Consider the following 17678-nt stretch of genomic DNA (forward strand, 5'->3'; position numbering starts at 1 on the left):
ACGACCCATATGTCGTTCGTGATGCAGACTCCCGACTTGCGGCCGCGCTTACTAAGGGTGGCTTTGTAGTCGTCGTGGGTCCCTCGAAAGCTGGCAAGACTCGCACGGCATTTGAAGCTCTCACCTCCACAGAGTGGGCCGATGCTGCGATTCTTATACCCTCAACGAAGGCCGGATCCTTGGCGGCCCTTGCCGAACACACGACTGTAAACGACCATCAGCGACTGGTCGTTTGGCTCGATGATCTGCATCTGTACTTGCCACCCTCGGGTGATCTCACACTTTCAACGCTCGACCGCTTCACGTCACGGCCTGGGCAAACGGTAGTCCTGGCAACCCTTCGCACTGAACAGCGCGATACCTTGCGAAAAGAAGCCGGAGGGGAACTGACACGAGATCAGCGCTTGGTAATGGAGAGTGCGACCGAAATTCGTCTACCTTCGACGCGCGCGAACGCGGGCGAGCAAGCGCGAGCACGAGAGGCTTATCCTGACGATCTCGATGACGCTAACGGTCTAGGGGAAGTTCTAGCAGGCGCGCCCACCCTTTTGCAGATATACCGCGACGCTGAAGACGCCAACCCGGACTTGTTTGCCACCGTTCGGGCTGCAATCGATTGGCAGCTATGCGGCCTGACCGCCGCGATTCCGGAACAAGACCTGCTGCGGCTTGCGCGCTATGAACTCGGTCAGTTCCGCCCGGATCTCACGTCTTCATTCAGCGCTCTTCCACTGTCGGAGGCCTGCAGACCGGCGGCTGGCGGCGGACAGGCTGCGTTGCTCTCTCGCTCCACCACCGAAGACGGCACAATCGGATACCAACCATTCGCCTATCTGGTGGCCGAGGATGCGGGACAAAGCGGTAATCCACGACCGTTCGACCCCGGCTTTGCAAATGAGATTTTAGGTACCTGCAAGTTGTCTCCCAGCGATCGCAATTCGATTGGGCTCGCGTGTTACCTTCGCGGCGAGCTCGACCTTGCCCGAAGGTCATTCACTTCCGCTGCGGAAGATGGAAACACGGCTGCTCAGTTCAACTTGGGGTCGCTTCTGCTGAATGACATCAGGCCGCCCGAATTGGAGGAAGGTCGCCGATGGTACGAGATGGCGGCCGAATCCGGCCGCCCGGAAGCGCAATACAACCTCGCAGCGCATCTTATGGAACTGAATCCGCCGGATCTCGACGGCGCCCTGCGCTGGTACACGGCGGCAGCCGAGTTCGGCCTGCCAGAGGCTCAGTTCAACCTCGGCCTACTCATGAGTAGGCTCGATCCACCTGACCTAGACGGGGCGGAGCGTTGGCTCCGCCGAGCGCTTGAGAACGGTCACAAGAGCGCGCGCGGTGCGCTCGGACTGCTGCTAGCGCAGTTGGATTCACCGCGGTCCGAGCAAGGCTTTGCGTTGCTGAGGGCCGCTGCAAAGCAGGGCGACGAAACAGCTGTCCAAGACCTGGGCGTACTCCTCGCTCAGCGAGGACCGTCTCACTTCGAAGAGGCTCGAACTTGGCTGACGTCCGCGGCCGAGGCAGGAGACTCTGGTGCGCAGAGGAGCCTTGGCGTACTCCTGACTATGCTCAATCCCCCCGCACTGGACGAGGCGCGAAGCTGGCTCACGGCCGCAGCTGAGTCGGGGGATGTGAAGGCGCAACTCTTCCTAGCTATGTTCTATTTGCGTCACGGGTCGGCGGACCCGGACGAACCGACGAGGTGGCTCACGTTGGCGGCGGAGGGCGGTGACGTCCAAGCTCAGTATCGACTCGGTTTGCATCTAGCCGAGCGGGAACGCGGCCGAGGCGAAGAAGCCCGCCACTGGCTGGTTTCCGCAGCCGAAGTAGGACATACAGAGGCACAATCTTATCTCGGTGTCTTGTTGGCAAATTCAGATCCGCCCGACCTCGAGGCTGCACAACACTGGCTTGAACGGGCCGCCAAGCAAGGACAGACCGAAGCACAAAGAAACCTCGGCATTCTCCTAGCCCAGTCAGTTCCCTCAGATTTTGCGGCAGCTCGACGGTTCTTGACCGAGGCAGCCGAGGCTGGTGACTCTGCTGCTCAGTACAGTCTCGGGGTCCTGTTGAGCAACCTCGCCCCGCCCGATCTGGCCGGGGCGAGACGATGGTACGAGGAGGCTGCTCGACGAGGCAACCTCGACGCCCGGCACAATCTGTCTCTGCTTCGGGGCCACGACTGACCACCACACGGGGCTACCCGATTAGTCCATAGGGCTGTCGGCGCTCCTATCGACCCGGATATGCATGTTGGCCGCTGTCCTCATTACAACACAACCGTCGGGACAACACAGCGCGAGCGTGAGGCAGACGTGAGCTGGGCCAAACGTGTCTCGGCCGCCAAATTGCTGCCGGTCCAACCGCGAGCGCAACGCCTGATAGTGGCTGGCCTCTCTCTGGCCGACAGGCTTAGAGACCACCGGAGCGCGGTCCAGCTGGATGGTGCTCTGGCGGATGCAGTTCGAGCAGTGAGGGCCCAAGCGGCCGAAACAACGAGAAGAGACCATGCAGGTAGCCCGAACTAAGAACGGACAGAGAACAACAAGGGATGCAATAACAAGAAAGACAGAAAGACATCGCGGAGACGAGGCGAATGGAGATCGATGCAAGAGAGGGATGCAAGAGAGGGATGCACGCAGGCACTTAGGTGGCACGGCGCGCATTCGCCCGGTTCCGGAGGGTTCCCCTGTCAACCTGGTTGCTGCGATTTGCGCAACACCCGGCGCTAAAGATCGGCGTTGCGAGACCATCCGCGTGTAGACGAAGGCGTCTGCTCGCGGCCTTGGAGCTTTCACCTAGCCGGGCGGTCGCCGCTGCTTGCGCGGACTGAAAGTGAATTTCATTCCCGCCCCGCGTTCTGGTCGATGACGCCGCTCGCGGCGCAGCGCTGATGAGGTTTGAGGGCCTTTCCGCCGCCCGATCGTAGCTCCCTCCCGGTGCTCCGTGCCGGGCTTTCGCGGCGTATCCTCCTCCGCTGCGCTCCCCCGGTACTCCACGGTCCCGGCACTCCACACCTCCCACTCGCTCTCGATCACTCGCCGGAAAGGCACTCAAAACGATCGACCCTAGAGGGGATGAGCGGGATGCGGGTATTCATCATCGACACCGGAGACATGGTTCCGGAGCTGCAAGGCGGACTCGTCGGCGTGGAAGGATCCGCCAAGCCGACTGCCGCAGAGAAGAACGAATGCGTGGAGACCGTCAGCCAATACGTGATGGATGGGTGGGCGATCGCCGCCGACCCGCACACTCCAATCGGGTGGCTCGCTGCTCGCATCGCGGAGACAGCTTGCGTCCCCTTCGTCAACCTGACCAGACTCGCCGCATACGCACAGGCCGAAAGAGAACCGGCACAGGCCTCGGCGGCATCCGGCCGGAGTCTCTGCCTTAGCAGGGGACCAAACGATTTTAGGTTTTGCGCGTCAAAACCGGCTCGGAAACACAACGTGTAGGTATGAGGGCATTCGCTTCAGAGGCAGCGCCCCGGCGCAACTCGCCTGCACGGTCGTGGGCGTGCCGCATGCCGTCGTTCGTCGCCGTTCCGGGAGGGAGCGGATTCGGGGAAAAGCAGCAGCGCGCGCCAAATGCGCGCCAAAACACCCGCCGAACCGGAAGTAGTAAGTAGAGGAAGTTTTCGAATCAAGGACAAGACTGTCCAGTTTCGGAAGCCCCTACGGGTGCGAGGGAGGTGAGTGTAGGTGCGAGGTGGAGTAGCCAGGTGGAAGCGGGGACAGTCCTCCCACGGCGTCAAGCAAGCGGTCAACTACGCCTTCTCCGGTGTCTGTGATGCCACTCTCACCGCCAAGACCGCCGACGGTGTCATCGCCGCCGCCGGATACGCCGATGCCGTCATGACCAGGTATATCGTCGGGAACGGTGCCATCCGCGACGACCTCCTCACCCGCGACCAACTCAAAGACTGGGTTGACGGGATCGACCCGCTCACCGGGCAGCGCCGCGGCCGTAACCTCGAGTCCCCGGTCGCGGACCTGATTCTGGATGCGACGATCAACGCGCCGAAGTCGTTCTCGATCGCTGCCATGCTAGACCCCGACCTGGCCGCCGCGTACGAAGACCTCCAAGACCGGCTCCGCGACCGGATTGTGAAGCTGTGGCAGACCGAGCTCAACGCCCGCCGCGGCAAAGGCGGAACCATCCGGGAGGACCTCGCGCGGATCGAGGTCGTCGAGCTCCGCCATGAACGCTCTCGGTCGTTGGATCCGCACAAGCACCGGCACCTGTGGCTGAACGTCAAAGTTCAAGGCCAAGACGGGAAATGGTCGAACATCGACACCCGGGTGGCGTTGCGGTTCCAGAACGTCATCAACGCCGAGGGCGACCTCGCCTCCCGCACCGACCCGGCATGGATTCGCACTCTCGCCGCGAAAGGCTTCACCCTCAACGACGACGGGGAGATTGCTCAGCTGCAGCACCTGGTCCGGCCGTTGTCCAAACGATCCGCTCAGATCGAAGCCAACAAGATCACCCGCGCGACCTGGTGGAAGCAACGGCACCCCGGACAGGAACCCTCACACGATGTGCTTAGCCAGATCGACCGATGGGCATGGGCCGCCGGCCGACCTGACAAGCCCGGCGAGGTCGACGAGCAAGAGTGGGAAGCACTCATGCGGCAGGAACTCCTCGCGTGCGACGCGCGGCTCGGGCGCGAACGCCGATCGGTCAACGCTGGAGGGGTAGCCGTCGGGAACCTCGACATGGAGCTAATCGCTGCCACAGCCGTAGTTGACGCGGACGCGCGATCGACGGGCACCGGCGGCCGCTTCAGCGAATGGGACATCCGCGCGGGCGCGATTCGCGCCATCGCGGCGGCCGGGCTCCGCGCCCCTCGCGAGCGACTAACTGAGGTGATCGATACTGCGATCGAGCTGGCCAGCACTCACACTGTCACCCTGCTTTCCGAGCCGGATATTCCGGCGCACGTCAAACGCCTAATGGCCACCAACACCGCGACGCTCAAGGCCACACTTGCCCTCCGGATCGAGATGCTTGCGACGCCCGGAAGCCGCCTGAAGGAAGGAGCGGTTTTGGCGCTCGCGCAGCTCGTCGAGCCCGCCCGCATCCTGGACCCCGGACAGGTCGATGGCGCTGCCATAATCGCCGGAACCGCACGTATCGTGGCTATCTCCGGCGCGGCCGGCACCGGCAAGACGACCATGCTCAAAGTTGCGGTCGCTGGACTGCGGCGCCAAGGCCGCAACACGATCGTTGTCGCTCCGACCAAGAAGGCATCCGAAGTCGCAGGACGCGAGACGCTCAGCGCTTCGTCGTCGCTGCACCAGCTCTTGTTCGACTACGGATGGCGCTGGGCCACCAACGAAGCGGGGGCCACAGAGTGGACATGCCTCCAGGTCGGTGCCGCAGACCCGGTGACCGGCCGCAGCTATCCCGGCCCGCGCACGCGGATTCGCCCACAAGATCGCATCGTCGTCGACGAGGCCGGAATGCTCGACCTCGAAACCGCCCGCGGCCTAGTCGATGTGCTGGAACGAACCGGCGCCGCCATCGCGCTCGTCGGCGATGAACACCAGGCCCTCCCTGTCGGACATTCCGGAGCAATGGCCCTCTTCTGGCGGCGCGCGAATTACACCGTTGAAATGACTGAAAGTCATCGATTCAAGGATCCCGACTGGGCTGCCCTAGCGCTGCGGGTACGTGAACTCAGGGGACCGGACACCGCAACCGATGTCGCCAGCGATCTGATCACCACAGGCCACATAATCTTCGCGGACAGCGATCGCGCAGCTATGGACAAAATGGTCAACGGTTGGTTCGATGCCAACGCGACGCACCGGACGATTGCGCTGGTTACCTCTACGCATGCGGAAGCCATGGCCGTGAGCGAATCTGTCCAAGCTCGACGCATCGCCTCAGGCACCTTGCGAACAGACGTCGTCGCCGCTGGCCAATCTGGCCAAGCGATCCTCGTTGGTGACGTCGTTCAAACCCGTCGTAATGACGGGGCGGTCGACGTCCAAAATCGGCAATCCTGGGTCGTCAAGTCGATTGGCAACGGCGATATCGTGCTGGCTGCACCGGGTGACGCGTCAGATCTCCGCAGGATTACCGCCAGCTACGCCGAGTCGCACCTACACCTCGCTTACGCCACCACCGTCTACGGCGTCCAAGGAGAAACCACTGATCTATCAATCGTCGGGCCAGGAGTCGACTCCGCCGGACTCTATGTAGGACTCACTCGTGGGAAGGAAAACAACACCGCCATCGTCGTTGCTGCCAGCGAAACATCGGCACGAGCTGCGCTCACAGAGTCCCTGAATCGTCAGGTCATCGAACCCACCGTCGAAGACTCGCGGGCGGCAGCCTTGGCAGAGCTTCGCAGCACGGCTCGCGGTCACACAGCCCCCACGGTATCGAGCCCGAACTCCCAAGCCGCGGCACCCTTGGTCATTCGTTGACGGGACTCAAATGCTAACCCCCAGCCAAGCCATCGTCCCGGACTCTCCACCCGAGCGAATTCACACCATCCAGCGTCGCATTCACCGGGTGGAACCTGAGTACTGCCACCCGCAAGACATCAGCTCGCTCTTGCGCAACAGGACGAATTCCGCCCGGCACGAAGATCAGAGGTTGGCGACCGTCAGAGAACGCGACGGACGCGGCCTGTTCCACAACGTCGACATCGACATTCCCGCGTTGGTTGCACACCCACCCCAAAAAATAGGAACTGTAGAGGTCACACGCCCGCCGCGCATCGCCCGAGGCGACTACCGCGTCGCTTGCGCCGAGGTAAACCATCCACCGGCGGCACAGCTCAACAGCCTGATCGTCATTCGCGCCCCAACGCATCGGTTCCGGGTGCAGCATCTCTCTGTCCACGGCTCCAGACTGCACCCGACCGCCGAGATACCTAAGAGCCCCTTCGCTGCAATGGAATTTCACGCCGTCGTCGGTAGTGACGGTTAGGTTCACCGCCATGGGGAGCATCGACGCCTACGAGTCGGCCAAAGGCCGGCGATATCGAGTGCGCTGGCGCGACCCCGAGCACCAGCAGCGCGAGAAACGAGGTTTCCGCACCAAACGCGAAGCGGAGCTCTACAACGCAACAGTCGAGGTAGCGATGGCGAGTGGTACTTACTTCGAGGCGTCACAATCCAAGATCACTGTCGGCGAGCTCGCTGCGGAGTGGCTCGCCAACAAGGAGCAGGCACTCAAGCCATCAAGCTTCTCGCCCATTCGCATCGCGTGGCGCGTGTATGTTGAGCCGCGGTGGGCGGCGACACCGATCGGCGCAATCCGCCCATCCGCTGTAGAGAAGTGGATCCGCGAGCTCAGCCAGGGCAAGGCTGTCACGGTCCGGGTCCGTCAAGGCAACGCCGGTAAGCCGCGGTCGGCGGGTGTCGTCCTCCGCGCGGTCGGGATCCTCGCCGGGATCCTTGATGTCGCGGTACGCGATGGCAGAATTCCGGCGAACCCGGCTCGGGGTGCGAGCAACCTTCCGCGTAAGGGGACGAAGAAGCGTCGCCGGTACTTGACCAACGAGGAGGTTTTCCGCTTCGCGCGAGCGGTGCCCGATGACAAGCGCAGCGTCCTCGTGCTTACTCTCGCCTACACCGGTATCCGGTGGGGCGAAGCTGTCGCGCTCACCGTAAACGACATCGACCTCAACCGCTGCCGCCTCGCCATCCACCAAACCGCCACCGAGGTTGACGGACTCATCCACGTCGGACCGCCCAAGAGCTGGGAGGCGCGGTCCGTACCCTTTCCCGCGTTCCTCGCGCCCCGCCTCCGGACACTCATCGACGGGAAAAAGCGCGGCGACCTCGTCTTCGCTGCCCGGGCGGGCGGTTACCTGGCCCGTCCCGATACCGCCAAAGGACGGCAGTCGTGGTGGCTGACCGCACTCCAAGATGCGGGACTCGAGCATATGACCCCGCACGATCTCAAACACACAGCGGCAAGCCTGGCCGTGAGCGCCGGCGCCAACGTCAAAGCGCTCCAGCGCATGCTCGGACACAAATCGGCAGCGATGACGCTGGACACCTACGCCGACCTATTCGAAGACGATCTCGGGTCCGTCGCGGATCGACTCAACGAGCGGGTCATGTCGGAAAGCGGTGGCAGCTTATGGGACGACTAGCCCGACGCGTTTCCCCTGTTTGACGGGCTTAGGTTCCCTCGACGAGTATTTCTGCAATTCGCGAACGCCATTGCTCCGAGCGGGCGCTATCGGAGGATCGCGATAGACGCTCGTTCAGCCGAAGCAGATCTGAAGCTGACAACGTATCGAGGTCCGCGAATGCCACCTCGTTGAACGCCGAGTCGTTGGCTGTAGTCATTTCGCAATAGTGAATCCGAGTGCACCAATGCCGCTATTCTCCCCTTCGTGGGCGGCACAAGCCAAGCACGTAGCGGCGAGTTACGACTGTGCGATGGGAAAGGCTTGCGCGATCGCGCGGTAAGTCCGGCGTCCGACATCTGGATCGGCTGGTGAGCACGCGGCAATCTCCGAGGCCGCCTTCTTGGGCCAAAGAACGCGGATGCCCATGATGCTGAAGTCTCCGCCGAAAAGCGGCCAGTCGGCTTCCACGAAGCAGAGCATTCCCGTGACGGGCACGTCCCCTAAGTCCGCTGCCGCCAGAGCAGCACGTACTTTGCTTACCTGCCCGTTTATCCCGTCGACGAGCTTCGTCTGGTCGCGCGACCCCACCATTAGCCTCTCCACACGCGGTCGAAACAGGCCACCGTCAACGCGGAGACTCGGGCGACCCTTGTACTTTTTCGCGTCGATCACGAAAACGCCCGACGACGAGACCACAATGTGATCAATGTTTGCTTTCGTCGGAGGTATCCGGCGGTCATGGAGCACGAACGTCGAGTCATTCAGGAGGCTATCGAGCCGGCGACCGAGCAGAATCTCGCCCGCGGCGCCCGTCGCCCATGCTTTGGTGCTCTGTGGTTCATCCGTAATTGCAAGGAGGAGGCCTCCGATACGCGGGTGTGCCTCGCGCACCCGCTCCTCGCGTTTACGCTTCCGACGCTCATACTCTCGCTGAGCTGACGCGCCCGCCGATCCAGAGTCGACGAGGGAAGACTCGGGCTGTCGCTGCGGACTTAGGCTGCTCCATCTGTTTGGAACCGTCTCCGTCCGCCCTCCGCTCGTTGCGGAGGCAGCTCCCTCGGTCGGCTGAGCTCGGAAGCACGAAGCGCATACGACACTCCTCGAAGCGCGAAAGTAGACTGCCCGGCTCCCCGCGGGAACTGTGGCCCCGCATGTTCGGCATCGCCCTTCGTACCGAAGCGCCATCTCCTTGAATGCGCTGGGGGAATCCGAGCTCATCCATTCTCCTAACGCCTCGTTGTTCATTACGCGAAACTATTGGTGTCATCGCGTCGCTGCTTAGTCCCAATTCGGGGTGGCCGCCCGTTTCACGCCGCGACCGAGCACTGACATGCCCCACGACGGGAGGCCACAGCGGGCGTCGTCGGCGAAACCGTCGCCTCGCGCAAGACGCACACCCCGATGGGGGCCTGCTGTAGCACGTCGCTCTAGCTAGGCTCGAAGCATGGCGACCACCGGGCTTCACGCCGCCGAATATTCCCTTGACAAGGTGTTCTCGGACGACTTCAATTTCACGATTCCTGATTACCAGCGGCCATACCGTTGGGGAGTCGAGCAAGCCGTGCAGTTACTGGAGGATCTCGAAGAGAGCCTCAATCGCGGTGCCGACGACGAGTACTTTCTTGGTTCACTTGTCCTCATCGAGCGCGGTGGCACTACGTACGATGTAGTCGACGGGCAGCAGCGCCTAACTACGCTTACGATGCTCTTCGCTGTCCTGCGAGACCTTGCTGAGGACGACAAAGAAGCTCGCGAACTCGGCGACCTCGTATACGAGCCCGGCTCCCGCATCCGCAATATTCCACCCAAAGCACGCCTCGCTGTGCGCAAGGACCTTGCCGATTTCTTCCGCATCTACGTGCAGGAGCCCGAGAAGATTGCCGAACTCGTGGCGGCGAGCAAGGCGATCGCGGACCTGGAACCGAAGCTAGCAGTGCGTGACAACGCGAAGGCGCTTTACGCGCGCCTGTCCGTGTGGCCAGTGGAGGCTCGACAGGCACTCGCCACCTTTCTCCTCACAAAGACGTTCCTCGTCGTCGTTAGGACGCCAAGTCTCTCCAGCGCCCACAGGATCTTCTCGGTGATGAATTCGCGCGGCCTTGACCTTTCTCCAGCCGACATTTTCAAGTCCATGGTTATAGGCGAGCTGCCCGAGCACTCCCCGCTCGCTGAGAGCTGGGAGGACAAAGAAGAGGATCTTGGCGCAGACGACTTCACGGAGCTCTTCCGTGATATGCGTACGGTCGAGACCGCCCAGCGGGCACGATACGAGCTCCTGCAGGAGTTCCCGGACCAAGTCCTCAACGGATTCCTGAAGAACGGGAAGGCTGCGGAGTTCGTCGAGAAGATGCTTGTGCCCTATGCCGACGCGTTCCTCCGCACCGTCCATGCTGATTTCCCGGACGACGCCGAATGGCAGCCGGTGAACCGTTGGCTGAAGCGGTTTGCTCGTATCGATAACAAGGATTGGCGACCCACCGCGATCTGGGCGCTCTACAACCACGGCGACGATGCCGCATTCCTCTCGGAGTTCTTCGCGAAGCTTGAGCGGCTCGCCGCAAGCTTCTTGGTGCGAGGGACATACACGACGCCACGCATACAGCGCTACCTGGAGCTCCTAACAGAGCTCAAGGCCGGGAAGGGCCTCGATGCGCCTTCGTTCCAGCTGAGTCGGGAGGAGATCACCGAGACCCGGCGCGCAATCGACGGTGACATTTATGGCATGCAAAAGCGACGCGCCCGCTACGTGCTATTGCGCCTCGACGAGCTACTTACTACCGATGGCGCTGTCGAATACTCCGAGCCGCTGATCCAGATCGAGCATGTGCTCCCCCAGACGCCCACCGCAGAGTATTGGCTGGATCGCTTTGATGAGGACGAGCGGGACGAATGGACAAACCGTCTCGGCAACCTGCTTCTACTCAACGGACGCAAGAACAACGAGGTCAAGAACTTCTCCTTCGATGTCAAGAAGTCGAAGTACTTCAAGGGTTCCGCAATCTTCCAACTCACGTCGCAGGTGATCGAAGAGCCCGACTGGAATCTCGACGTCGTAGAGCAGCGACAGCAGAAACTGACGGGCACACTGTACGACGCCTGGGCGCTGCACTCGCACACGTCGGCTGTCGGCGAGGCGGTTTAAAATTCGCGTGCCGATGGGTGGCAAGCGGATCGCCTGCGATTTGGGCGAGAGTCAACGGGCCGACCCCAGATAAACAGTTACGCCGCCCGAATACTCTCCGTTGCGAACGAGTGCTCCCCTGTCTCATCCTGCCAGTAGACGAGAGTCGGCGACGTGGCCGATCCAAGATCAGGATGTTCGAGCGCCTTCAGGGTGTGCTTAGCGGACCGAATCAGGTCGTGGAAGCCTTCGATGATGTCGCGCTCGCTCTCCATGGTGGTCGTATAGGCCTCCTTGAGAACCTTCAGTTCCTTCTCGGTGGCGGACCGACGACCCGCCGGAAGGGCCCGCTCAGCCCAGTTCATGTCGTTCAGACGAGATTCGCGCTCACGAATGGCGGCGCGTACTCCCTCGGAGCGATTCAGGAGCTGCTGCCAGAAGTCGGTGACGTTTCCAATCTTGCTTTTGAGCCGGTCCACCGATGATTGCACCGATTTGGGATTCTCCTGCATGTCCACACAGACGCGGAGGTAGGCAATCCGCAAGTCGAGGAACGAAGCTAGAGCGGCGCTGTAAGCGTCATAGTTCGCTTGCTGGACATCCGAGAGGTCCTCGATTGGTGCGGCGGCGTGGGAACCAACTAGCAGTTGGAACCGCTCGGCCAGACTGCGCACTCTGTGCTCTGCAAGGCCGAGGCGGATTAGCATGTCGTTCGAAAACGCGCCGGCCAGCTCGTACTGGCCATATAGCTCATCCACGACATTGGAGGCGGTCAGCAGTTCGCCGACGTGGGTCGCCTCAGATCGCGCGATGGCCTCGTCCAGGGTCGTCTTGATCGCGTCGAGCTTGCGATCCACCTCCTGAAACTTTTGCAGCATGATCACTGTTGTGAGCGCCTGCATCGCCATGATCGGAGCGACCACCGGCAGCGCGCTCGGCACCGCAATGAACGGCGCTTGAGCGGCGAACCCCTGCGCGCCCATGACCGTGCTTCCGACTCCCGACCCGAGTTTCATCAGGGTCGACGGATCGGCCGTCGCCATGTACAGAGTGGACGAGAGTGCGCTAGCCACCGTCGTACCGGCGACGGCAGCTCCGGATACGGCCAGCGAAAGCACGCCCTGCGAGGACAGCGTCCGCGCATCGTCAGTGAAGCTACCGGTCGCTAGGTAGCTGTTCCGCAGGCTAGAGACCATCAGGTCGCGTAACTGTCCTTGAAACTCGAATAGGGCGATCTCGCTGCCTCCTGCATGAAAACGCCGCACGGCGACTTCGTTGGCATCGGTCGGTTCGGGGAATGTCATGGTTTCCTTCCAGAGCGCTAGCGCGCCCGGGCACTGTGATCAACGCTCTCACACCATAGTGAATCTTCAGCTTGCCTTTTCAGTCCCAGAATGCGGGGAGAGTCAGCCCGCGTGGGTCGGGCAACTCGCCTGCGATGGAGCACACCGGAACAGATCCCTTGGCTGGCAATCCCTGCCGCGCGACCGGCGGAAGCTTCCCCTTGAGTTGCCATCGGCACGGGACCGCACCGCTCGGCTCATGTTGGAGTTGATCGCTCATGGCGACGAGTGCTTCGGAGAACCAGCCAGGGGCTCGGTACTGTTTGAAACTTTCTGCGACTTGATGCGGTCCAACGGTGCGCGGCTTAGGGAGCGCGGTTGCGGAGGATGCGGGATTACGCGCACGCTCACTGAGCGAGTCAACGGGAAGGTGAACTGTCGCCACCGCTATAGGCGAGCACGCCAAAGGAGCTTGTGATGGTTGCGGGAACCTCAGCAACGCTGAGCGCGCACTATCCGGCGGGAGTCGGCTCTGTCAGCGTGAAGGGGACGACGAGGGCAACCACCCGTCCGGGTGCCGGCCTCAGCAGCACCGCCGAGGTGGAAGGCACAGCCGCGTTGCGGGTGGTCTGGATCGTCGCCCCGTCGGACGGGTTGAGCATGTAAGCGGTGGGCACGAACCCGAGATCGGACCAGGAGGTCCTGCTCGGTGCGGAGGGCGATGAGCCAGCGGTAAAACGCCTGCGACTGCGTGCCCGGGGTGGTGGGATGCCGTCGAAGCCGGAGCCGTGTCCTGAACTTGAGACCCAACTCGTCGGTGGATTGAATTCGCCGCCATGAGCTCGTCTCCTTACGGAGCCGTTTCGCCGGCCTGAGCATGTGCAGCCATCGCTTGGCCATGACTCAATCCTTTTCGGCTCGCGCCGGACTTCTAACGGAAGTCCGCATCAGCGATAGGAACCGGCTTCGAATCGTGTGCTGGAGTGGCCGGCTCCCGGGCTTCCGCTGCATCTACATCGTGCAGCGCATTCCAATACGGCATGAACACGAGCTTCAGGGTGAGCCACCAAAGATAAACCGCGGCGCTTGATGAGAAAACCGAGTCGCCGATGAGGCCGTGCGCGACTTCGTTCCGGAGGTTCGGGCCGATGGGTCCACACAACAGAGCCCGAAGCTCGAACGCAACATCCTCTCCGAAGATGTCGACCACGCGCTCGTTCTCCATGAGCGCAGACAGTCCGACCTCGTTTTCGGTTCCTTCCGCGCTGATCACGCTCGTGCGTTGGCCAGCGTTCGCGAGATGGTGTCGCACCAGCGCTTCCAGAGCAGGGACGAGGAGATGGAGTGCGGTGCCAAAGTCGCCGCTGTATCCGTAGTGAAGGCCGCGTGCGAAGATCCCTTCGTACGCGCTTGGGACAATGGCGCTGCCCGCCGCTAGGGCATGGAAGTCACCGATGTGCAGCCGATGATCCGTCGACAGTTGTCTCCAAGCGTTAAGCACCACGATGCCGCCGAGGAGGTTGACGCGCATCTGATAGTGCTGGATCATCCCTTCCCATGTAGATGCCTTCTCGCCGTAGATGGTGTCGTCGCTCGCGGGCGAACGGTATACGGTGCGCCCGTCGGCGCTAAGGGTCCGCCGACCGAACAGTGACGAGAGCGGAAAGTCGTGAGCACGCTGCTCAGCTCCCGATCGTGCCTCAGTCAGGCTAGCGAAGGCCTGTATACCAGCGAAGCGACGAAGAGCCTCAAGCGGGTTGTCGCTTCGGATGGTCGCAAGCAGCTGGGTGACGTGTTCGCCGATGTCGCCGCCTTCCAATGTGAAAGCCTTCATCTGACCGATCGCCGCGGCACCTTGCTCCCGGATCCGGCGCGCGAGCTCGGCTGGTAACTCGGTAATGCCCAGTCGCTCGCGAGCTCGGCGGGGCAGGGTGCGCAGTATCTTGAGTGCCGTTTCTAGATGGACTGAAGCGCGGAACGCCTCAGAAGCATCAGCCTCGGCCACTAACCGCTCGACGATAGCGTAAGTCGCGTCCTCAGCAGCTTCCGGGTCTCCAGCACGGCGATGCCAGTCGGCCGCCACCTCCAGAGTGTGGTCAGCAGCGATCGACTCGATTCCTTCGGCTAGCATCGCGAGATGCTCGGCGATGGCAGCCGCATGTTGGCTCCCAAGCCGATGCTCACTGAGCATGTGCGCCGCTCGTACGGCCAATCGATCGTCGGCGGAGGTGGTGGCTGCTTCCACAAGCTGGCGCTCGATCTCGTCGAGCTGCTCCGACGCGACCCCACGAAAGCGAACTCCCACCGCGAGTCCACGATCCCACTGCTCAGCGGAGTAGGTCATGGCCTCACTCGTCACCCCGTGATCAGCGAGCGCCTTAAGCTGCGCGAGGTGTCGAGCCGGGCGAAGAGCAGGGTCCCCAGCGACTGCTGCGACGTCGAACAGGCGGCTCTGAAGAATGAGATTAGGAACCGCATCGGCGATCGCGGCGAGCACCGAGATGTCTGCCTCCGAGAAGTCTGCCGGTATGGCGCTGCGCCGGTCGGCGAATGACGCAAATGGGCCGTAGGGATTGGACCAGTCGTTCCCGTTCGGCATGAACCAGGCGACGGACGCTAGCAGCCCGGCGACGTAACGGACGTCCTCGTCGACAGTGCCGTCCTCTGCGATCGCCCTCAGGCCACTGCCGATACGGAGCGTTCCCGTCGGATCTTCCGCAAGGGCGGCCTGGAGACTTGAATCTCGCGCTGCGGTCAGCCAGCGGGAATCATCGGTCAAGGTCATTCGCCCAGACTAGGGGGCCAGGCGCGACTCATTCTGATCGAGCAACGTCGATTGCGGTGGAACTGCCATTTACAGGTGTTGCGCAGCCACCATGCTCAAGCCAACCGCCCCGCCACTTCAGCCCGGAGGTTGCTTAGACCGGGTCGGGTCGAGTCCGGCCTGACAGCATCACTGTGATCACCGCGGCGCCCATAGAGTTCCGTAGAGTTTACGGACGCTTGTGTGGGCAAATTGTGGGCAAATAATGGATAGCGATCGTTATCCATGGCTAAAATTTCGCCCTTGACCAGGTGTTTTTCTGCAACCCCAAGGTGCCCCTGGAGGGACTCGAACCCCCAACCGTTTCCTTAGGACGGAACTGCTCTTCCATTGAGCTACAGAGGCTGGCGTCCCAAGTCTAGCGAAGGGTCAGCCGGCGAGTTGCAGCTCGTGGCGGCGCCACGGCTCGGTGTACTCGTCCCAGTTGGGGTCGTTCCAGCGCATGCTGATCAGCGACGCCATGTTGAGGTGCGGCTCTTTCAGCTCGAAGGGGAGCTTCCAGCCGAGCTCGTTGAGGAGGCGGTCCGACTTGACGTTGTTGCAGCGGAAGCAGGCGATGACGACGTTGTCCCAGGTGTGCGTGCCGCCGCGGGCGCGCGGGATGACGTGGTCGAGGGTGTCGCCGAACTTGCCGCAGTAGGCGCACACGTGGCCGTAGCGCTCCAGCGCCGATTTGCGGGTCAACGGGATGCGGCGATTGGGCACGCGGATGTACTGGTTCAGGAGGACGACGCTCGGCGCATCCAGGACCAGGGAGCGGCTGTGCAGCTGCGCCCCGCTCCCTGCGACGGTGGACGCTTTGCCGGCGAGGACGAGCATCACTGCCCGCCGCGTCGAGATCACGCCGAGCGGCTCGTAGCTGGCGTTCAGAACCAGAGTTTTCATCTGCGACCTTCCGGGAAAAGGCGAGAACCGGTGTTCAGGCAAACAAAAAGGGCACTGTCCGTGCGGACAGCGCCCAAGGTGACGGCGGCATGGTGGTGGCAGGCCACATGGTGGCGCTGGCAGGCCTCCACGTGGTGGCGGCAGGCGAGGAAGTCGAGGCCGCGCTCGTCCCACCCGGTCGCCCTCAGCGACCCGGCGGAACGTGTTCCGGCCATCGGATCCTCCGAATCTGCGGCTGCGCGAGGCAGCTCAGAACGCAAGGGTAACCCAAAAGCGGCGCGCCACCTATTCGGGGCGCGCCGCTTGCGGGCTGTGGTGCGGAGTGTTAACCGTCCGGAAACCGGGCGGTCAGGACTGCAGGAGCGACTGGAGGCTGACGCTCAGATGCCGAGGCGGACGATGTAGTAGTCGCTCGTCCAGATCGGGCGGATGGAGATCGAACGGCCGGTGTCGGGCGCATCCATGATGTTGCCGTTGCCGGCGTAGAAGCCGTCGTGGCCGTTCATGATGACGATGTCGCCGGGCTGGGCGTCGTTGATCGAGATGCGCTTGCCCATGGCGGCCTGGCCGGACACGGAGTGCGGCAGGTTGATGCCGAACTGGGCGTACACGTACATGACGTAGCCGGAGCAGTCGAAGCCGGCGGGGCTGGCGCCGCCGTACACGTACGGGGTGCCGATGTACTGCTGGGCGACCGAGAAGACCTGCGAGAGGCTGAAGTTCGGGTACGGCGGGTTCGCCAGGAAGTCGGACACCGACGGGCCGGTCGACGACTTGGTCGCGTAGGTGGCCAGCTCGACGGCGGCCTGCTTACGGGCGGCCTCGGCAGCGGCGGCGGCCTCCTGGGCGGCCTTCTGCGCGTTCAGCTGCTCCTGGGTCGTCGCGGAGGCTGCTTCGCGGGTGACGGACGCGGAGGCCACACCGCCGACCTCGACGGTCTGCGACTGCGCCTTCTTCATGGAGTCCGCGGCGCTCGGGCCGAAGCCGGCCTTGTCGGCGCCGTTCGGGTTGAACGCGAACGCGGGGAGCGACATCGTCGCGATGAGGCCCGTTGCGACGGTGATGACACCGGCGTTGACGATCCAGCCGCCCTTGCGCTTCTTCTTGGGCTGCTGAGCGGATGACGAGCCGGTGGCCGTCGACGCCGCAGCACGCGCCGGCGTCGCTGCCGGGTGGGCGGACGCGGGCGCCGCACCGGTCGTGCGCAGGGCACGACGGGAGACGGCGGAAGAGCGGCTCTGGTTCGGGTTCGTGCGGTCCTCGTCGGGACCGGGCGTGCTCGACTGTGCCAAAGTTTGACCTCCAGCGCTCCGGCAGCACTAGGGAGCTGCCCCCGTCCAAAGCTGGGTGGCTTCGGCTTCACGGATCGCGAGACGGGTGACAGGGGGGTGGAGCGTCACGATCCAGGGTCCTGATGGGCCGGCTTCTGGCCCGTTCGGACTCGTAAGAGACTACGGGACG

At 62.8% G+C, this 17678-nt stretch carries 11 protein-coding genes and 1 tRNA gene; 4 read left to right on the forward strand and 8 right to left on the reverse strand.

The annotated features are described in order from the left end of the window. Positions 1–179: 179 nt before the first annotated feature. Complete coding sequence (locus SB754_RS11210) at positions 180–2189, forward strand: tetratricopeptide repeat protein (RefSeq protein WP_410782403.1); 2010 nt, start codon at positions 180–182, stop codon at positions 2187–2189. Positions 2190–3857: 1668 nt separating this feature from the next. Then, a complete protein-coding gene (locus SB754_RS11215; RefSeq protein ID WP_410782404.1) occupies positions 3858–6440 on the forward strand; it encodes an AAA family ATPase in 2583 nt (860 codons plus the stop codon). Between the two features lie 13 nt (positions 6441–6453). On the opposite strand, the gene SB754_RS11220 is transcribed toward SB754_RS11215, so the two are convergent. After that, complete coding sequence (locus SB754_RS11220; RefSeq protein WP_410782405.1) at positions 6454–6960, reverse strand: hypothetical protein; 507 nt, start codon at positions 6958–6960, stop codon at positions 6454–6456. On the opposite strand from SB754_RS11220, the gene SB754_RS11225 reads away from it, so the two are divergent. Continuing rightward, the gene (locus SB754_RS11225) at positions 6959–8122 is read left to right on the forward strand and encodes a tyrosine-type recombinase/integrase (RefSeq protein ID WP_410782406.1); all 1164 of its coding nucleotides are present in this window, start codon (positions 6959–6961) and stop codon (positions 8120–8122) included. The genes SB754_RS11220 and SB754_RS11225 overlap by 2 nt on opposite strands. Positions 8123–8401: 279 nt before the next feature. On the opposite strand, the gene SB754_RS11230 is transcribed toward SB754_RS11225, so the two are convergent. Then, complete coding sequence (locus tag SB754_RS11230; protein ID WP_410782407.1) at positions 8402–8995, reverse strand: nuclease-related domain-containing protein; 594 nt, start codon at positions 8993–8995, stop codon at positions 8402–8404. A gap of 553 nt (positions 8996–9548) precedes the next feature. Here SB754_RS11230 and SB754_RS11235 point away from each other — a divergent pair. Then, a complete protein-coding gene (locus SB754_RS11235; RefSeq protein ID WP_410782408.1) occupies positions 9549–11246 on the forward strand; it encodes a DUF262 domain-containing protein in 1698 nt (565 codons plus the stop codon). Positions 11247–11323: 77 nt separating this feature from the next. Here SB754_RS11235 and SB754_RS11240 read toward each other — a convergent pair whose 3' ends face one another. From SB754_RS11240 to SB754_RS11265, 6 genes are all read right to left on the reverse strand, one after another. Further along, positions 11324–12529 (reverse strand): hypothetical protein, encoded by a 1206-nt coding sequence (locus tag SB754_RS11240; protein WP_410782409.1) that lies wholly within the window; start codon positions 12527–12529, stop codon positions 11324–11326. A 491-nt stretch (positions 12530–13020) separates the two neighbouring features. Continuing rightward, positions 13021–13185, reverse strand: coding sequence for a hypothetical protein (locus SB754_RS11245; protein WP_410782410.1), 165 nt, complete (start codon positions 13183–13185; stop codon positions 13021–13023). Positions 13186–13439: 254 nt separating this feature from the next. Beyond that, complete coding sequence (locus tag SB754_RS11250) at positions 13440–15293, reverse strand: DUF4209 domain-containing protein (RefSeq protein WP_410782411.1); 1854 nt, start codon at positions 15291–15293, stop codon at positions 13440–13442. A 312-nt stretch (positions 15294–15605) separates the two neighbouring features. After that, a tRNA-Arg gene (locus SB754_RS11255) sits at positions 15606–15677 on the reverse strand. A 24-nt stretch (positions 15678–15701) separates the two neighbouring features. After that, positions 15702–16217: an HNH endonuclease gene (locus SB754_RS11260; RefSeq protein WP_410782412.1), complete on the reverse strand. Its 516-nt coding sequence runs from the start codon at positions 16215–16217 to the stop codon at positions 15702–15704. 380 nt (positions 16218–16597) lie between these two features. Continuing rightward, on the reverse strand, positions 16598–17509 hold the full coding sequence (locus tag SB754_RS11265) for a C40 family peptidase (RefSeq protein WP_410782413.1): 912 nt from the start codon (positions 17507–17509) through the stop codon (positions 16598–16600). Between the last annotated feature and the right edge of the window lie 169 nt (positions 17510–17678).

Source organism: Leifsonia sp. SIMBA_070 (assembly GCF_046534635.1).
Classification (GTDB): Bacteria; Actinomycetota; Actinomycetes; order Actinomycetales; family Microbacteriaceae; genus Leifsonia.

Bases quoted from the DNA above. Each gene is read 5' to 3' on its own strand.
- SB754_RS11215 (WP_410782404.1), top strand. From the start codon at position 3,858: ATGACCAGGTATATCGTCGGGAACGGTGCCATCCGCGACGACCTCCTC.
- SB754_RS11225 (WP_410782406.1), top strand. From the start codon at position 6,959: ATGGGGAGCATCGACGCCTACGAGTCGGCCAAAGGCCGGCGATATCGA.
- SB754_RS11220 (WP_410782405.1), bottom strand. From the start codon at position 6,960: ATGGCGGTGAACCTAACCGTCACTACCGACGACGGCGTGAAATTCCAT.
- SB754_RS11235 (WP_410782408.1), top strand. From the start codon at position 9,549: ATGGCGACCACCGGGCTTCACGCCGCCGAATATTCCCTTGACAAGGTG.
- SB754_RS11240 (WP_410782409.1), bottom strand. From the start codon at position 12,529: ATGACATTCCCCGAACCGACCGATGCCAACGAAGTCGCCGTGCGGCGT.
- SB754_RS11250 (WP_410782411.1), bottom strand. From the start codon at position 15,293: ATGACCTTGACCGATGATTCCCGCTGGCTGACCGCAGCGCGAGATTCA.
- SB754_RS11260 (WP_410782412.1), bottom strand. From the start codon at position 16,217: ATGAAAACTCTGGTTCTGAACGCCAGCTACGAGCCGCTCGGCGTGATC.